At 60.0% G+C, this 16820-nt stretch carries 13 protein-coding genes; 4 read left to right on the forward strand and 9 right to left on the reverse strand.

Annotated elements, in window-relative coordinates:
* Positions 1-32: 32 nt before the first annotated feature.
* Complete coding sequence (locus tag ASD46_RS23955; protein WP_060642881.1) at positions 33-1379, forward strand: condensation domain-containing protein; 1347 nt, start codon at positions 33-35, stop codon at positions 1377-1379.
* A gap of 319 nt (positions 1380-1698) precedes the next feature.
* Here the strand turns inward: ASD46_RS23955 and ASD46_RS23960 are convergent, their stop codons facing one another.
* The 7 genes from ASD46_RS23960 to ASD46_RS23990 form a co-directional block, all read right to left on the reverse strand.
* Positions 1699-4554 carry a condensation domain-containing protein gene (locus ASD46_RS23960; protein WP_060642882.1) on the reverse strand — a complete coding sequence of 952 codons (2856 nt, stop codon included), beginning with the start codon at positions 4552-4554 and terminating at the stop codon, positions 1699-1701.
* A gap of 69 nt (positions 4555-4623) precedes the next feature.
* Positions 4624-4902: a phosphopantetheine-binding protein gene (locus ASD46_RS23965; RefSeq protein ID WP_060642883.1), complete on the reverse strand. Its 279-nt coding sequence runs from the start codon at positions 4900-4902 to the stop codon at positions 4624-4626.
* Positions 4895-5734, reverse strand: coding sequence for a siderophore-interacting protein (locus ASD46_RS23970; RefSeq protein ID WP_013762282.1), 840 nt, complete (start codon positions 5732-5734; stop codon positions 4895-4897). Before ASD46_RS23970 ends, ASD46_RS23965 begins: the two co-directional genes overlap by 8 nt.
* A gap of 232 nt (positions 5735-5966) precedes the next feature.
* Positions 5967-6920: an ABC transporter substrate-binding protein gene (locus ASD46_RS23975; RefSeq protein WP_060642907.1), complete on the reverse strand. Its 954-nt coding sequence runs from the start codon at positions 6918-6920 to the stop codon at positions 5967-5969.
* A gap of 23 nt (positions 6921-6943) precedes the next feature.
* Positions 6944-8008 carry a FecCD family ABC transporter permease gene (locus tag ASD46_RS23980; protein ID WP_060642884.1) on the reverse strand — a complete coding sequence of 355 codons (1065 nt, stop codon included), beginning with the start codon at positions 8006-8008 and terminating at the stop codon, positions 6944-6946.
* Between the two features lie 11 nt (positions 8009-8019).
* The gene (locus tag ASD46_RS23985; RefSeq protein WP_060642885.1) at positions 8020-9033 is read right to left on the reverse strand and encodes a FecCD family ABC transporter permease; all 1014 of its coding nucleotides are present in this window, start codon (positions 9031-9033) and stop codon (positions 8020-8022) included.
* Positions 9030-9845 (reverse strand): ABC transporter ATP-binding protein, encoded by an 816-nt coding sequence (locus ASD46_RS23990; protein ID WP_034502490.1) that lies wholly within the window; start codon positions 9843-9845, stop codon positions 9030-9032. Before ASD46_RS23990 ends, ASD46_RS23985 begins: the two co-directional genes overlap by 4 nt.
* Before the next feature lie 200 nt (positions 9846-10045).
* Between ASD46_RS23990 and ASD46_RS23995 the strand changes: the two genes are divergently transcribed.
* Complete coding sequence (locus tag ASD46_RS23995; protein ID WP_060642886.1) at positions 10046-11347, forward strand: NtaA/DmoA family FMN-dependent monooxygenase; 1302 nt, start codon at positions 10046-10048, stop codon at positions 11345-11347.
* Between the two features lie 2 nt (positions 11348-11349).
* Here ASD46_RS23995 and ASD46_RS24000 read toward each other — a convergent pair whose 3' ends face one another.
* Positions 11350-12126, reverse strand: coding sequence for an IclR family transcriptional regulator (locus tag ASD46_RS24000; protein ID WP_060642887.1), 777 nt, complete (start codon positions 12124-12126; stop codon positions 11350-11352).
* Positions 12127-12398: 272 nt separating this feature from the next.
* On the opposite strand from ASD46_RS24000, the gene ASD46_RS24005 reads away from it, so the two are divergent.
* The gene (locus ASD46_RS24005) at positions 12399-14501 is read left to right on the forward strand and encodes a TonB-dependent receptor (protein WP_060642888.1); all 2103 of its coding nucleotides are present in this window, start codon (positions 12399-12401) and stop codon (positions 14499-14501) included.
* An 88-nt stretch (positions 14502-14589) separates the two neighbouring features.
* On the opposite strand, the gene ASD46_RS24010 is transcribed toward ASD46_RS24005, so the two are convergent.
* The gene (locus ASD46_RS24010; protein WP_060642889.1) at positions 14590-15777 is read right to left on the reverse strand and encodes an acyl-CoA dehydrogenase; all 1188 of its coding nucleotides are present in this window, start codon (positions 15775-15777) and stop codon (positions 14590-14592) included.
* A 96-nt stretch (positions 15778-15873) separates the two neighbouring features.
* Here ASD46_RS24010 and ASD46_RS24015 point away from each other — a divergent pair, with 96 nt between their 5' ends.
* A complete protein-coding gene (locus ASD46_RS24015; RefSeq protein ID WP_003518111.1) occupies positions 15874-16800 on the forward strand; it encodes a LysR family transcriptional regulator in 927 nt (308 codons plus the stop codon).
* The last annotated feature ends 20 nt before the right edge of the window (positions 16801-16820 follow it).

The following is a 16820-nucleotide window of genomic DNA, read 5'->3' on the forward strand; positions in this document are numbered from 1 at the left end:
CCAAATCACGGAAATAATTCAAGGAAAAACAGATGGCGCATATCGATTCTGCCGGCGGCTGGCTTCCCCTGACCCAGCCGCAACTCGATTTTTGGGAGGAGTTTTCCTTCCATCCCGACGAGCCGGTCTCCACCGTCGCCCATTACATCGAGCTTTCCGGTGCCGTGAACGAAGGCGCTCTGCTTGAGGCAATCAGGCGCACCGTGCGCGAATCGGAAGTTCTGTCGATCCGTTTTCGCGTCGGTGAGGATGGCGAGACGCCGCAGCAATGCTGCGATCCGCTCCACGCTCCGATGGTCGAGCTTGTCGATCTCCGTGCCCATCCGGCGCCTTTCGAGGAAGCGCTGGGGCGCATGAACGCGGATGTCGAGGCAGGGCTTGATCTTCGAACCGACAAGCTCTCCGCCCAGGTGCTTTACCGCATCGCCGACGATCGCTACCTCTGGTATATCCGTGCCCATCATATCGTCGTCGACGGTTATGGTCTTACGCTGGTGGAGCAGCGCTGCGGGCAGCTTTACGGGCACTATTGCGGCAAGGGCGAGGCGGGTCCGGATTTCCATCCTTTCCCCAGTTTTCTTGCCGAAGAGGACGCTTACCGGCAAAGCCGCCGTTTCGAAAAGGACCGCGAGTTCTGGACGGTCTATCTCGCGCCGCCGGTGTATCTGCCCGTGCTGGACAAGGATTGCGAGGATTACGGTGGCGGCGGCCTGCATGCCGATGCGGGGTTGCCGGAAGGTTTCAGCACAAGACTGCAACAGATATCCGGCGCACTGGAGATAGGCTGGCCGGACCTTCTGGTGCTGCTTTCAGGCCTTTATCTTCACCGCGTATTGCCGCGCCCGGATCGCGATGTGCTGACGCTGTGGCTGCCCTTCATGAGCCGCTGGGGCAGTGTCGGCGCGCATATGCCCGCCATGCTCGTCAATATCCTGCCTTTCCATCTGACGATAGAACCGCAGGAGAGCCTTGGTAGCTTCCTTGCGCGCAATGCCGCCAATCTGCGCCGGCAACGCCTGCATGGCCGCTACCGCATCGAACAGATCGCCGCCGATCGCAACATATCAAAGGGCCGGCGGTTTTTCTTCTCACCGCTTATCAACGTCCTGCCCTTCAGCGCGCCGGTATTTGCAGGGCTTGCCGTTATCAGGCACATTCTCGCCAATGGTCCGGGCGACGGGTTCAACCTGACCTTCCGTGGCGAGGATGACGGCAGTGATCTGAACCTGCATATCGACGCGGATTCCGCACTGACCGAAGCCGACGATTTCGCGCGTTACCGCGAGGAGTTGCCGCTGTTTCTGCATGCCATGCTGCGCGACGAGGCGCTGGCGGCTCCGGCCGAAGAGGTTTCCGCGGCCTTCCGTCTGGCGGTTTGAGAAGCCGGGTACTCTGCAAGAAGGGGACGGAAACCTTTCTGCCGTCACTCTGCATTTGGTCGGAAGTGACTGGGTGCGGATGTGATAAACCCGGCTCCGTTATGCAAAACCCTGCCTGATGGGGTGACATGCTGTCCTCCCACACAACGTCATCCTTGGGCTTGTCCCAAGGATCCGATCACGTCCAATTAAATCCAGACGTCGCAGATGCTGGGGACAGGCCCGAGCATGACGGAAGAGAGCTTTCCGGACATTTGTTAAAAAGCAAAACCCGGCGCCGCCATGCGGAGCCGGGTTTATTGGGAAGCCTGGCCAGCACTCAGGCTAACGTGGTCAGCACACGGCCCGAAGCGCCTGCTTCGGCGAAACGGCTGAAGACGCCGCTGGTGGTCGTGCGCAGCCGGTCGACATCCTCGGGGCCGTAACGGTCGGAGCGGTAGCTCATCAACACGCGGATGGAGCGTTCTCCGCCAATCGTTTCTTCCATCACCTCGAATTGCAGCCCCAGCATGGATTCGTGCTTGTCGGGATCGATCTGTCGGAACTCGACAGCTTTGCCGTCCGGTCCTGAAAGCGTGCCGTTCAGCTTGTTCTTGGCGTGGATCTGGATGAATACCTCGAACAGATGATCTCGACCCGGTGTCATGCCAAGCGCCTCTTCGACGAGATCGATCGGGATTTCGCTGTGTTCAAGAGAGCCGTTGACCGTGTTCTTCACCGAGGAGATCAGTTCGCCGACCGTCATCTCCTCGCGGAAACGCACACGATGGGCAACGACCGTGGTGAAATAGCCGATCGTATCGAAATAGCCGCTGTCGGTGCGCCCGGACGCCGATGTGCCGACCACGAGATCGCTCAACCCGCCCAGATGGCGCAGCGACGCGGCGATCGCGGCATAAACGACGTTGAACAGGGAAGCGCTGTTCTGCTTGGCGATGGCGTAAAGTCCGTCGCTGACGTGTTTTTCCAGCTTGAACTCGATCCAGCCGCCCGCCGGCGCCTCGTCGTGTGCAGCATCTGTCGGCGTGCTGTTCTGTCCGGTGAGGACCAGGCCCTTCGGTGCGTCCCGCAGCATATCGGTCCAGTAGACAAGGTGGTCGCCGTTGACGCCGGATGCCACCTGTTTTCTGGCGAATTCATGGAAGGGTGCGGGCTTGCTCGCAAAGACGGGAGCCTTGCCGGTGGCTCTTGCCCTATAGGCCTCGGTCAACTCGTCCATCATCAGGTTTACCGACCATTCGTCCAGTACGATATGGTGGAAGAGGAAAGAGAGCACCTGGCCGCCGGTTTGGGGATTGCGCAGGAAACGCAGCCGCATCGGCAATTCGCGGGCAAGGTCGAACCGCCAGGACGCTTCCGTATGCCGGTCCACGCCTTCGCTTTCCTCACTCGTCCAGAACCACTTGTAGCCGGGCAGGTCGTGCATCGGCACGATCTTTTGCAGAACCGTCCCATCTTCGACGTAAAAATGGGTTCGCAGGCCGGGATGACGCTCGATAATATCGAGGAATGCACATTCGAAAGCGCTCTCATCCACCGGATCGAGGAAATCGAGCGCGAAGGGGATGTTGAAAATCTCGCCGAAACCGAAGGCGGCATAGGCTTTCCAGAGCGACATCTGCGCAAGCGAAAGCGGTGCCGTCAGCGAGCCGGTCGCGGTTGCTTCCGCCTGTGCCGGTGCGGCGGTTTCGAGACGTGTCGCCTGTTTTGCGAGCGATGCGGCGGTGGGATAGCTGAACAGGTCGTTGAAACGCAGCTCAATGCCGTGATTGCTCAAGAGGCGTCCGATGATGCGGGTCGCGATCAGCGAATGGCCGCCAAAATCGAAGAAATCGTCATCCGGTCCCATGTCTGGCGACGCAAGCGCTTCGCGGAATTCGGCAAGAATTGTCGCGGCAGTCTCGTCGTCGCTGGAGCGGGAGGCGGCGGGCAGGGATGCTGCAGCCTCCGGCCCTGCGGACGAGGGGTGATGCGTAATGCTGGAAAAATCCGCACCGCCTTCGAGATGGGCGATGAAACGCTCCAGCAGGAATGCCGTCGCATGCGGCGAGGCCTCTTTGCCGCCGGTCAGTTCCAGACGGATGTGGCCATCAACCGTGCTGCCGGCAGCGAGCGTCAGGCCAAGGCCGGACTGGAGAGAGGGGAGCGGCAGGCGCTCGAACCGGAGCCGCTCGACGGATGAGGTTTCAGCCGATGTTGGCAGCGTCTGAAGCGTGAAGGTGGCAACCTCGTCGTTGTGTTCGCCATGTCGGGCCAACCCAGCCAGCACGGCTTTTTCGGCCTCCTGCGGCGACTGGCTACGTGAGATCGAGACGCGGGCGACCGCATCTACTGGCAGCGGCAGGCCGGCCTCGTTCCCGGGTTGCAGGGGCAGGCGCAGGGTAACAGTGTCGAGATCGCCATTGGTCGCCAGAAAAAGCGCGAAACGGGCGCCGGTGCGTGCCAGAAGCGCGTCCGTTGCGGCCGAACCGCCTAGCTCCAGCAGAGCGGCCGGAAGATAGACGCCGTGGCAGTGGCTCGCCGGCTTGGTCCCGTTATTTCGGAGAGAGACGACGGGCGTGCTGGAGGCCGGTCCTTGCAGCCAGGGGAGCGGAACTGGATTGACGATGGCGTTTTCGGTGATGCGTGGCGAAAGCGGCTTTGGTGCCTCGCCAGCATAGGCTGCGGCAACAGCGCCCAGCAAAATCTGCGGCGAGAGGGATTCACCAAGCAGGCCATGCACCAGAAGCGCCAGCAGTACCTCTCCTTCGCTCAAGAGCACGATGGCCTGAAACGGCGGATCGATTTCCGCGTCGAACGGGCTTGCCTGAAGGTCGTGCAGAAGGGCCACCGCTTCGTCTTTCGATGCCGTCTGAAACAGTTGCACGAGAGATGCCGAAGGGGCCTCTACGCTCTTGGCAAGGGTGCCGTCTTCTCCAAAGGAAAACCGCACGCGCAGTTCGGGCCATGCCTCGCAAACCGTCTCCAGTGCCGATGTCAGGCGCAGAAGGTCGCTCTCGCCGCCGATGCGGTAGGTGAGAATATGCCGGAAGACCTGATCGGGGTCCTGAAACTGCTGGAACCAGACCCGCTCCTCATATTGGCTTGGCTGCGATCCGCTCCGTGGGGCTTCGTCCGCATTGTCGAAGGTTTGTTCGATGCGGCGCGCAAGCATGCGCGAATTATCTGCTGCCATGGTCCTCTCCTTGGAAGTATAATGTTGAGGTACGTCGCGCTTGGCGGGAAAAGTCCCCTCTTGCGGGGATCAGCAGCCCGCGCGCGACTGCTCGATCAGCGCCTGCCAGGCGGCAAGCGTGGGCTGACGGGCGAGATCGTCATAGTGAAGTCGCGTGCCGGCGAGCTGCGAAAGCGGCGGGATCAGGCGCATGAGAGCGAGGGAATGAAGTCCGCAGCCGAACAGGTTGGCGTTCGGGCCGATATGTCCCACCTCATCGTCCAGAACCTTGGCAAGATGGGCTTTGAGTTCCGTCGTCGTCATGTCCGCCTCCAGCTTGCCAGTCGCCGCGATTGCCGGTTCATTCATCGAAATGATCGTGAACGCCGCTTGCCCCGCGCCGCCAGTAGCCGGAAGCGCGCGTCCATTTGGGGTTCGCGCCGTACTCGCCGATCAGAATGGCGCGCAGGTCTTTCGCCGCTTTCGATTCGCAGGCGACCCAGCTGAAGAAATCGCCCTCAGGCAGTTCAAGCGTACGCAGCGCCTCCGTCAGGGCGTCGTGATCGGCGCCGCCCGCGGCCTCCTGCGTTACCCAGATGATCGACGCGTCAGCTTTCGTGGCGAGGTCCAAGCGATCAGCCTCCGTCTCAACTTCGATCAGGGCGACGACGCGGGTGCCCTCGGGCATTTCTTCCAGTCGCCGTGCAAGGGCGGGAAGGCCGGTATCGTCGGCAATCAGCAGATGCCAGTCGAAGGTGAAGGGAATGGTGAACGAGCCGCGCGGGCCTGCAATCCATGCCTTGTCGCCCACCCTGGCGGATTTTGCCCAGTTGCTGGCGGGGCCATCATGGTGCGTGGCGAAATCGATGGCGAGTTCGCCCTTCTCGGCATCGAAGCTGCGCGGCGTGTAATCGCGTGCGAGCGGGCGCGGCGCGCCTTCGGGAAATTCGAGGCCGTTCGGGCCGATCACCGGCAGGTTAGGTTCGGTTTCGCCGGGAAGCGGGAAGAACATCTTGACGTGGTCATCAAAACCGAGACTGGCAAAGCCTTCAAGCTCAGGCCCGGTCAATACGATGCGCACCATGGACCGGCTGAGTTTTTCCACGCGGGCCACGTCAAGGCAGCGTAGCTTGACGGCGTAACGATGGCGTTTGGGGGTCCGGTCCGGAACGCCGGTTTCGATGCTTTGTGCAATGCTCATGTTGCTGTCTTCCCTGGGATATCGCCGATGGGGATCGGCAGTTTCGCTGTCCCGGATCGGCATGCCGGACAATCGCGCACCGGAGTTTTCCGGCGGGAGATCCGACGTCGTTGTGTCAAGATGCGCAAACCATAACAGGCGGTTCCGGCCGTCGCAATATAAGTTTCTTCAAAAACTCAAGTTTATGTCCGGCGCATGGTTTGCGCCGGAATTGCGCTTGTCGAAAAGGCGTTTAACGGCGGCCTGCCCAGCTTTCCACCGCGTCCAGCGTGTGCAGCGCGCTTGGGATGGACGGCGTCGTGACCCGGCTGGAATCGAGGAAGACGATCCGGCCGTCACGCGCCGGTTTGACGAAGCGTTCCCAGCCGGGAATGATCTTTTCAAGTGCGGCGCGCGTTCCGGCTTCGCCTCGGGCGGGGCTGTTATAGCTGTTCATCACCACCAGCAGATCCGGGTTGAGCTTGCCAAAACCCTCGGCACTGAGCGGCATCGCCAGGGTGGAACCCAGCCCACCCGACGAGGTTGCGTTGTCGATTTTCAGCCGTGCGTAACCCAGATCCTCGAGCGCCTGCACCGCACCGGACATGTCGCCGACCGCGTTGATCTGGTCGGTCAGCAGAATTGCGAGATAGGTCTTGCCTTTTGCGTCTTCGCCGAGTGCTTTTTTGACGGTGGCGAGTTTCTCGTCATAGGTCTTCCGGCGCTCGGCAAAAGCGTCACTTCTGCCAACGAGACCCGAAAGATTCTCTTCGACGCTGAAGCCATAGGTGTGGCCAGTGCTTACCTTCTGCAGATAGACGGGCGCGATGGTGGAAAGCTGCTCGGCCTTGCCGCTGTCCATTTCCGTGGCGACGATCAGGTCAGGTTGCAGCGCTCTCAGCTTTTCGAGATCGATCTGACCCACCGCGCCGAAACCTTTCGGTTTCGTGCGGCCTTCACCGAGAACGGTGTCGATGAAATCAACGGCGGTTGCGAATTTACCGTCGCTGTTGCGGCCATAGGCGCCTACCACGTTGGCGCCAAGATCCATCAGCGGCACGCCCAGCAGCGGTTCGTGCATGACGACAATGCGCTGCGGCTGCTCGGGGATGGAGACCGTGCGGCCGGCGGCATCGGTGACGGTTCGCTCTGCGGCAAGGCTGCTTCCGGCGGTCAGAAGTGCTGCTACGAGGATGGCAAATCGCATGGCATAACCTTTGTTCAATTTCTTCAGTGGCGGTTGGTTCTGCGCAGCGCCTGCAGGCGCAGCGTGAGGATGAAAAGCGGCACTCCGATCAGCGTCAGCGCAAGGCCTATCGGCATCGGCGTATCGGCCAACAGCCCACGCGAAAGCGTATCGGCGGTCACCACCAGAATGCCGCCCGTCAGCCCCGACAGGAAAAGCCTGGCGCGACCGACGGCGGGCGACACGAAGGTGGCGAGATGCGGGGCGATGACGCCGAGAAAGGTCAAGGGGCCGACAGCGGTGACGGAAGCGGAGCTGAGGATGACCGCAAAAACGATGACGAGCGGGCGCGAGCGTTTGACCGTTTCGCCGAGCGCCATGGCCATCTCGTTACCGAGATCAAAGACTGCAAGCGCCCGGCCGATGAGGAAAATGCCCACAAGGCTGACCGCGAAAAGAGGCGCGAATACGAGGATGATCGGCCAGCTGGCCTGAAACAGCGAACCCGCCATCCAGTCTGCAAGCGACAGCGATGTTTCCGTTGGCGTGTAGAGCAAAAGCACTGATGAGACTGATGAAAGGGCGGATTCGATTGCGATGCCCATCAGCAGGATGGCGAGCCCGCTGGAACGTTCGCGCCCCACGAGCGCGATGAGCAGGAAAGCTACCGCAAGGCCGCCGCCGACGGCCGCAAGCGCCACCATGGTCTTGGGCGCCGCCGGCACCAGCACCAGAAGCAGCATGATGGTGGTCATTGATCCCTGGCTCAGACCGAACAGGCCGGGATCGGCAAGCGGATTGCGGGCGACCGATTGCAGCATGGCCCCGGCCAGCGCAACGCTCCATCCGGCCATGAAACCAAGCAGGATGCGCGGCAGCCGCACCGTCCACAGCGCATAGGCCTGATCGTCGCTCAAATGCCCGCCGGAAACGCCGCGCAGGAGGTCAATGAGACCGGTCTGTGTATTTCCGAGACTAATGGAAATGGCGGCCAGCACCAACGCCAGCAGGATCAGTGCAAGGCCGGCCTTTAGGTTGCCGATGCCGATCTGCAGACCGCTCGGCAGCCGCAGGACCGCTTTGCCATCGGTGGCCAGTTGCCTTTTCATGACAGCCCTCTTCATGACAGTTTATTGGCCGAAGGCGAAAGATAGAAGCGCTTGACGATGACGATGAAGACGAGGCCGCCAAGCAGGTCCATGAACAGTCCGGTACTGACCACATACGGCCTGAACAGGGTTTGCGCGCCGAGATCGGCCACCACGCACAGACTCGCCCCGACAAGGGCGGAAGCGGTTAAAGCGAGCGTGAAATTCACCCCGACCAGCGGCCGGACCATATGCGGAACGATGAGGCCGACGAAGCCGATGGGACCGCAGATGGCCACCGCCGAGCCGGAGGCCAGCATGGTGGCGAAAAGTGCGATCCGGGAAACGCGCGTGACGTTGACGCCGGCGGAGGCGGCTTTTTCCGCACCCAGCAGAACCAGCGTCAGCGGGCGGGCGACCGACCAGAGCATCACCATCGCAATGGCGCCAATCCACCAGAAATCGGTGAGGCGCTCGGCATAGACGTGGTTGATATTGCCGCCGATCCAGCTCAGGAATTCGGCGCGACGTGTGGGGTTTGACAAAAGGAGGGCATTGGTGATGCCGATCAGCAGCATGGAGACAAGCGCACCGGACAGGATGAGCGACAGGCCGCGCGGATCGTTTGACCGCCCGGCCAGCCGGGCAACAAGGAAGCAGGCGCCAAAGCCGAAGCCGGCGCCGATAAGCGCGATGAGCCCCTGTATTTCGGGCGAGAAATCGAACACCAGCGCACCGGCGACCACAAAAAGCGTCGCACCGGCATTCAGGCCCAGGGTGGAGGGCGAGGCGAGAGGATTGCGGGCAAGCCCCTGCAGCACGCAGCCACTGACGGCCGTGGTGGCGCCGACATAGATCGCAATCAGTGAGCGCGGGATTTGCTGATAGAGGAGAACCGACTGTTCATAGGTTTCGGCCTCGCCATGCAGGAGCGTCGTCGCGATTTCGGCAAGTGGCAGGTCGCCAGTCATCAGCACGAAGTTGATGACGAGAACAACGGCCAGCAAGATCGCGGCGGCAAAGATCAGCATTATTTTAGATGTCATGCCGGAATGGCCTGTTCCTGCCGCTCCAGCCGCGGCACGCAGATGAGCCGCCCCTGCCGGGAAAATATGTCGGCCTCGAGATCAAAGACGTCGGCCACATTGGCTGATGTGACGGTATTCGCAACAGGCCCGGAGGCGAGAACCCGTCCGGCTTTCAGCATGATGACGTCATCGGCGAAGGTTGAGGCGAGGTTGAGATCATGCAGCACGACGATAACAGTTTTGCCGTGCCTGTCCGTCAGTTCGCGCACGAGGCTGAGGACGGCATATTGATATTTCATGTCGAGATGGTTGACCGGCTCGTCCATCAGGATCACCTCCGTGTCCTGAGCGAGCACCATGGCGATGAAGGCGCGCTGGCGCTGGCCGCCGGACAGCGTGTTGACCTGCGCCCTGGCCTTGTCTTCCAGCCCGACGGTCTTCAGCGCTTCGGCAAAAAGCGCCCGGTCGCGTTCGGATGGACCGCCGCCAAGCCCGTAGCGCGCATAACCCGCAAGCTCGATCAATTCGCCAAGCGTCATATAGTCAGGGCAATGGCATTCCTGCGGCAGATAGGAGATGCGGCGGGCGAGTTCGCGGCGTCCGATCGCGCCGATCAGGCGGTCACCGAGGCTTATCCTGCCTGATGATAAAGGCACGAAACCCATGATCGTCTTCAACAGCGTCGACTTGCCACAGCCGTTGGGTCCGACCAGCGCTGTGACGCGGCCGGTTTGAAAGCGGGCAGACAGGCCCTGCAATACGGGGATGTGTCCGTAACTCGCATGAAGGTCCGTGGCATCAAGCACCGGATTACAACTCCTGTTATTCATAGGGCTATGCGTCGACTCGACGCACGTTCTACCTAAGCTTTTGAATTAACATATCGAACTTGCGGAAATCGGGTTCTGTACCGGCAAGCGCGACAGGCTGGTCTTGAAGCGACACTAAACTATAGTAAAATTCTCCACAAATCGAAATTTGCCGATTCACATCGCGGATTTCGTGATGATTTTTTTATTCGAGGTGTTTCATGTCAGTCGCGCTCAAGCTTCACGTCGGCATGTCGCTGGCGCCAACCTGGCTCAGCGGCGAGGCATGGCGGCGTCAAGACAGCGGTATAGACGGGGTTTTCTCCAGCGATTATTTCGTCGATCTTGCAAAGCTCGCCGAGGCTGCGCATGTGGATTTTGTCTTCCGGCCCGACACGCTGTTTCTGCGCGCTGAGGGCCTGGAGACCGGCGGCGGATTTGCGAGTATGGACCCGAACATGCTTCTGGCCGCCATCGCTCGGGAGACCAGCCATGTCGGCCTGTTATCCACGGTTTCAACGACATTCCTGCCGCCTTATGTGGTTGCCCGCCAACTGCAATCGCTGAACTGGCTGAGCAATGGCCGGGCGGGATGGAACATCGTCACGGCGCTGGACGGCCACGAAAATTTCGGCCTGAAAGAAATGCCGTCGCCACAGGAGCGTTATGAACGCGCCGCCGAGTTCACGCAGGTAGTAAAGCAGCTCTGGGCGAGCTTTCCCAACGAGGCGCTGAAGCTGGACAAAGAGAGCGGGCGTTTTGCAGATTCGTCGCTGGTCCAGCCAATCGCGCATGAAGGAGAGCACTTCAGCGTCAAAGGCCCGCTCAACCTGCCGGCCCATTCCAGCCGTATTCCACTGGTGCAGGCTGGAGCTTCCCCCGAAGGCCGCGATTTCGCAGCCTCCGTTGCGGATGCGGTCTTTGCCTCGACGCCGGATATGCAGGCGGCAATAGAGCTTCGGGCGGATTTGCGGCAACGAGCGGAGCGGCATGGGCGCTCACCGGATGTGGTGAAGCTGATGCCGGGTCTCAGTCTTTATCTGGCGGACACCAAGAACGAGGCGCTGGAGCTGTTTGCGGAGACCCACGCAAGGGCCAACCATAGCCGTGTATTTGCATCCATTCAAAATCTGACGGGTCTTGACCTTTCCGACTGGTCGCTCACGCGGATCGTGACCCCGTCTGACTTGCCGCCGCCGCCCGAGACACCGAGAAGCCGCACCCATGCCAATCTGCTCCGCCGGCTGATCGAACGGGAAACGCTGAGCGTTGCCGAATTGTTGCGGCGACCGGAAGTGATGGGGTCGGGCCATTGGCAGATCATCGGCACGGTTGAGGATGCTTTTGAAAGCATCCGCGAATGGGTGGCGGCCGGCGCGATAGACGGCTTTGTCGCGGTGCCTGGCGGTTCGGTCGCGTCGATGCGGCTGGTGTTGGAGCGGCTGCTTCCGAGGCTCGGTGATGCCGGGCTCTTCCGCACCGCCTATTCCGGCAGCACCTTCGCCGATCACCTGGCCGGATAGGTTTACGAGCCGCCGGATTCTGCCGTCGCCTTTCCGGCCGCTTCAAGAAGCTGCGGAAAGTGCCGCTCGGTCTCGGCGGTCGCGAGGAAAGAAACGGTGGTGACGACGCAACAGATTTCGCCCTGTGCGTCGAAAACCGGGGCGGCCTTGCCGGTCAGGGCGGAGAACAGGTGTTCGTTGAGTTCCGCGCCGCCCGTCTCACGAATGGCGTGCAGGACTTTAGCGTCTGGGCGGGACCCGCGAAAGGCGGGCGGCTGCAGCTTGCGCACCGACGCCGTCCTATCCGGTGGCAGATAAGCCTGAAAAACCAGCCCGCAGGCGCTGTTATCCAGCGGTAGAACATCCCCCAGCGCCACGGTGCTGATGGAGAAGCTGGCACTCCTGTGCCATTGCACCACGGTCGGGCCGCGATCTGTCCAGATCGCCACGCCGCAACTGGCGCCGATCTGCGAGGCCAGTGCTTTCATCTGTCGACCGGCGGTTTCGACCGGATTGATTCGTCTGAGCGCGCTGACGCCTATCGAGAGCGCGGTTGGGCCGAGGTCGTAGCTGCCGGTTGCAGGGTCCTGTGCCACCAGTCCTTCCCGCACGAGGCTTTGCAGGTAACGATGAGCTGTGGAACGGCCTGTGCCGGCGCGTTTGGCGAGTTCGCCGAGTGCAAGCGCCCCGTCCGATTTTGCCAGAAGGTCGAGAAAACGGGCAGCAATAGAGACCGACTGAATGAGGGCAGAGCGCTTCTCTCCGTCGTTTTCAGGCAGATTGTCCGGCTCGTCATCCATGGCGTCCAAGTCCGCTCCCCGATTTATGTCGTGAACATGCCTAGCGCATCCGACCGGAAATCGGAATCGATTTCTGAGTTATTTCAACGCCTTCCCCTTGAGGCGGGGAACTACATGACAACGGCCAGTCGATAAACTTTGTTGTAAATATGGCACATCCCGTTACGGAACCCTATCCGTCCACAATACGGAACGCATTCTCTATTGCGAAACGGATAACGCTTCCGTTACTTGAATATGACTTTGATACTCATGTTTATTAGGGGTGTGTTATGGGGTTTCGTTCTAGCGGCCGTTTGATGGGCGGGGTCAGCGTTTTGACGCTGGCCGCCCTGTTTGTGACGCCGGTTTTCGCCCAGGAGCAACAGGCCGAGGCCTCGGGAACGACCGTTCTCAAGCCGATTGTGGTGACCGGCGAAAAAGTCGCGCGCGACATGAAGAACACGGCGTCTTCCGTCTCGGTCAAATCCAGCGATGAACTGAAAAAGGAAAAGACAGGCGATCCAACCGTCTCAGACGCGATCAAGGACATTCCAAACGTTGTTTATACCGACAATGTCAGCGCCCCGATCATTCGCGGTCTCGACACGCAGGGCCCGAACACCGGAGCAACGGCATTCTTCGCCGGCACCGTGCCGCGCGCCACGATCAATGTCGATGGTCACTATCTCGGTTATAACGAGTTCATCTATGGCGCGACGTCCATCTGGGATGTCGAAAGCATCGAGGTCTTCCGTGGGCCACAGACCACATCGCAGGGCGCTAACGCCATTGCCGGCGCCATTCTCGTCAATACCAAGGATCCGACGTTTACGCCGGAAGCAAGCTATCAGGCCGAAATCGGGAATTATCACCAGAAGCGGGCGTCCTTTGCGGTCTCAGGCCCGTTGATCGAAGACGAGCTGGCGGCGCGTCTGGCAATCGATTATTCGGGTCGCGATACCTTTATCGATTACATCAATTCCGGTTTTGCCCACGCAGGCACCAACCAGGATTTCAAGGAATTCAACGCGCGTTTCAAGCTTCTGTGGGAACCGCCGGAAATTCCGGGCCTGACGACCAAGCTGACTTATTCCTATAACGCCGCCAACCGGCCGAGCCAGGAAGCGGCGTCGCGTCCTTTCGAGGATCTCAACCACGTCACCACCACCATGCCGAGCTGGAGCCAGAATACCCACACCGGTATTCTCGACATCAATTACGACTTTGAAAACGGCGTAAAACTCTTCAACCAGACGCAATTTTCCGCTTCGGATGCGCGCCGCCGGGTGGGTGTGGTCAATAATGGCGATGCCAATATCGATCAGAAGAATGTGTCCCACGAGACCCGTGTGACCTTCGGTGACCAGGAAGACGTTCTGAGTGGCGTCGCGGGCATCTATTACGCCCATACGCAGGCCGATGAAATTCTTTATCTTCTGAACCCGGCAAACAGAAGAACCCTTTCGACATTTGACGATACCAAGGACAATCTCGGCATTTTCAGCGAGTTGAGCTACCGTCTGACCGACCAGTGGACGCTTACCGGCGGCCTGCGTTACCAGACCGATCGTATTCAGCGCGCTGGCCGCTCCGTCTATTCCAACGTCGCGGTTGATTTTGACGAGACCTTTTCCGAATTGCTTCCCAAGGCCTCGCTTGCCTATGCGATCAATGATGACTGGACCGTTGGCGGCATGATCAGCCGTGGTTACAATCCCGGCGGCATATCGCTGAACATCTCGTCGGGCCAATGGTTGCCCTTCGAGAAGGAAACCATCTGGAACTACGAACTCTACACGCGCGCGAAGTTGCTGGATGACAGGATGACGCTCAACAGCAACCTGTTCTACATGGATTACAAGAACGCCCAGTACAATATTCCGGTCGTTATCTCGTCAGGCATTACTCAATCCTACACCATCAATGCGCAGAAAGCGCATGCCTATGGTCTGGAAGTCGGCGCCGACTATCAGGTTCTCGACAATGTGACGTTAAAGGCAAGTGCCGGCGTGCTGAAGACCGAAATCGACCAGATTTCCAGCAATGCCAGCTATGCAGGCAATGAATTCGCGAAATCGCCTGGTTACATGTTCAGCATTGGGGCAAGCTGGGATGTGACCGACAAGTTCACCGTCTCGGGTCAGGTGCGTCATATCGACGGTTATTATTCCGACACGGCCAACACGGCTGCCTATGCGATCGACCCCTACACCATCGCCGATGTGCGTGCGAGCTACAAGTTCCAGGAGGAGATGGAGGTCTACGCTTACGTGAAGAACGTCTTCGACGAGCGTGCGCCGACCTATATGCAGCAGAACCGCGGCATTGGCGGCATCGAGGCCAGCATGACCGAACCGCGCATGTTCGGCATTGGTGTCAGAGGCACGTTCTAAGCGATTGCCTGAACCGGAAAAGTAAAAAGGCCTTCGAAGTGATTTTCGAAGGCCTTTTTTTCATGAAGGAAATGATGCGGAGAAGGTCTCAGAAAAACGCCTGAATGCCCGTCTGCGCCCGGCCGAGGATAAGCGCGTGAACGTCGTGCGTGCCCTCGTAGGTGTTGACCGTTTCGAGGTTCTGGGCGTGGCGCATCACGTGGTATTCGATCTGGATACCGTTGCCGCCGTGCATGTCGCGGGCCTGGCGGGCGATATCTAGCGCCTTGCCGCAATTGTTGCGCTTGACGATGGAGATCATTTCCGGCGCCATTTTGTGCTCGTCCATCAGGCGGCCGACGCGCAGCGATGCCTGGAGGCCGAGAGCGATCTCGGTCTGCATGTCGGCGAGCTTTTTCTGGTAAAGCTGCATGCCGGCCAGCGGCTTGCCGAACTGCTTGCGGTCGAGACCATATTGCAGGGCGCGGAACCAGCAATCTTCCGCAGCGCCCATCACGCCCCAGGAAATGCCGTAGCGGGCGCGGTTGAGGCAGCCGAACGGGCCTTTCAGGCCGGAAACATTCGGAAGCAGCGCATCTTCGCCCACTTCCACGCCATCCATGACGATCTCGCCTGTTATGGAGGCGCGCAGCGAAAGCTTGCCGCCGATCTTCGGTGCAGACAGACCCTTCATGCCTTTTTCCAGCACGAAGCCCCGAATCTGGTTGTCGTGGGCTTCGGATTTCGCCCAGACGACGAAGACATCGGCGATGGGCGCATTGGAAATCCACATTTTCGAACCACGCAGGCGATATCCGCCGGCGATCTTTTCGGCGCGGGTCTTCATTCCGCCCGGATCGGAGCCGGCATCCGGTTCGGTCAGGCCGAAACAGCCGATCAGCTCGCCGGATACGAGACCGGGAAGGTATTTCTTCTTCTGTTCGTCCGAGCCATAAGCGAAGATCGGATGGATGACGAGCGAGGACTGCACGCTCATCATCGAGCGATAACCGCTGTCGATCCGCTCCACCTCGCGGGCCACGAGACCATAGGCCACGTAGCTGGCATTTGCGGCGCCATATTCTTCCGGCAGGGTGACGCCCAGAAGGCCGGTGCGGCCCATCAGGCGGAACAGTTCCGGTTCGGTGGTCTCAGAAAGATAGGCCTCGGACACACGCGGCATAAGTTCCGATTTGCCGAAGGCTGCGGCGGCGTCGCGGATCATCCGCTCGTCGTCGGTCAGTTGGTCTTCCAGCAGAAAAGGGTCCTGCCAATTGAATGCTGCGCGTTCGCTCACTGTGTGCCTCCGGATTTGCTGGCCGGATTATTCGTGTTAGCCCCTGATGGCACAAGCCATGTTTACTCATTTTTGCATTACATATAGTAATGGCTCATGACGTCTCTCAGCCGCAAACTCCTGCCCTCCACCAGTGCGCTTGCCGCCTTTGATTCCGTTGCCCGGCTTGGCAGCTTTTCAGCCGCTGCCGATGAACTTGCCTTGACTCAAGGGGCGATCAGCCGTCAGGTTATGTCACTGGAAGAACAGCTTGGCGTGCGCCTGTTCGAGCGCGGCGCGCGTGGTGTGTCACTGACGACCGAGGGTGGTGCTTACGCGAAATCGATTGCCGCAGCCCTTGGCGAGATACGTGCCGCCTCGTTGCAGATCATGACCAAAACGCATGGCAATACGCTCAATCTAGCGATGCTGCCGACATTCGGCACCCGCTGGCTTCTGCCGCGCATTCCTGATTTCGTCTCCAGTCATCCGGAAATCACCATCAATTTCGCCACCCGCATCGGCCAGTTCGACTTCGAGCGTGAGCAACTGGATATGGCGATCCACATCGGGCAGGCGGATTGGCCGGGGGCGGAAAGCACCTTTCTGATGCATGAGATGGTTGCGCCGGTGTGCAGCCCCGAATTCCTGAAGGCGCATCCGGTCGAAAAGGGTGAGGATATTGCCGGCCTGCCTCTGCTGCACATGGCCTCGCGGCCGGGTGCCTGGAGCCACTGGTTCGAGAGCCTCGGCCATTCGCTTGCCTTGCCGCAGGGCATGCGGTTCGAGCAGTTTTCCAGCGTGGCACAGGCCTGTATCGCCGGACTTGGCGTGGCTTTGATGCCGCTTTTCCTGATCGATAACGAACTGAAATCGCGGCAACTGGTGAAAGCCTACGATCATCAGGCCAAAAGCCCGAGTTCCTATTATGCGGTCGCGCCGCTATCCCGTGCCAACCACGTTCCAGTCGTGCTGTTTCGCGACTGGCTGGTACGGCAGGTCGAGGCCTATCGTGCGGCGGGCAATCTGCCACTGGAAAAATAAGCGCACTTTTTTCGGGCATT

It is taken from the genome of Rhizobium sp. Root491, from assembly GCF_001427205.1.
Classification (GTDB): Bacteria; Pseudomonadota; Alphaproteobacteria; order Rhizobiales; family Rhizobiaceae; genus Agrobacterium; species Agrobacterium tumefaciens.

What these genes read in the sequence shown, in the direction of transcription:
- ASD46_RS24000 (WP_060642887.1), bottom strand. Translation starts at nt 12,126, where the DNA reads ATGGATGACGAGCCGGACAATCTGCCTGAAAACGACGGAGAGAAGCGC.
- ASD46_RS23990 (WP_034502490.1), bottom strand. Translation starts at nt 9,845, where the DNA reads ATGAATAACAGGAGTTGTAATCCGGTGCTTGATGCCACGGACCTTCAT.
- ASD46_RS23985 (WP_060642885.1), bottom strand. Translation starts at nt 9,033, where the DNA reads ATGACATCTAAAATAATGCTGATCTTTGCCGCCGCGATCTTGCTGGCC.
- ASD46_RS23970 (WP_013762282.1), bottom strand. Translation starts at nt 5,734, where the DNA reads ATGAGCATTGCACAAAGCATCGAAACCGGCGTTCCGGACCGGACCCCC.
- ASD46_RS24015 (WP_003518111.1), top strand. Translation starts at nt 15,874, where the DNA reads ATGACGTCTCTCAGCCGCAAACTCCTGCCCTCCACCAGTGCGCTTGCC.
- ASD46_RS23980 (WP_060642884.1), bottom strand. Translation starts at nt 8,008, where the DNA reads ATGAAAAGGCAACTGGCCACCGATGGCAAAGCGGTCCTGCGGCTGCCG.
- ASD46_RS24005 (WP_060642888.1), top strand. Translation starts at nt 12,399, where the DNA reads ATGGGGTTTCGTTCTAGCGGCCGTTTGATGGGCGGGGTCAGCGTTTTG.
- ASD46_RS23955 (WP_060642881.1), top strand. Translation starts at nt 33, where the DNA reads ATGGCGCATATCGATTCTGCCGGCGGCTGGCTTCCCCTGACCCAGCCG.
- ASD46_RS23960 (WP_060642882.1), bottom strand. Translation starts at nt 4,554, where the DNA reads ATGGCAGCAGATAATTCGCGCATGCTTGCGCGCCGCATCGAACAAACC.
- ASD46_RS23975 (WP_060642907.1), bottom strand. Translation starts at nt 6,920, where the DNA reads ATGCGATTTGCCATCCTCGTAGCAGCACTTCTGACCGCCGGAAGCAGC.
- ASD46_RS23995 (WP_060642886.1), top strand. Translation starts at nt 10,046, where the DNA reads ATGTCAGTCGCGCTCAAGCTTCACGTCGGCATGTCGCTGGCGCCAACC.
- ASD46_RS23965 (WP_060642883.1), bottom strand. Translation starts at nt 4,902, where the DNA reads ATGAATGAACCGGCAATCGCGGCGACTGGCAAGCTGGAGGCGGACATG.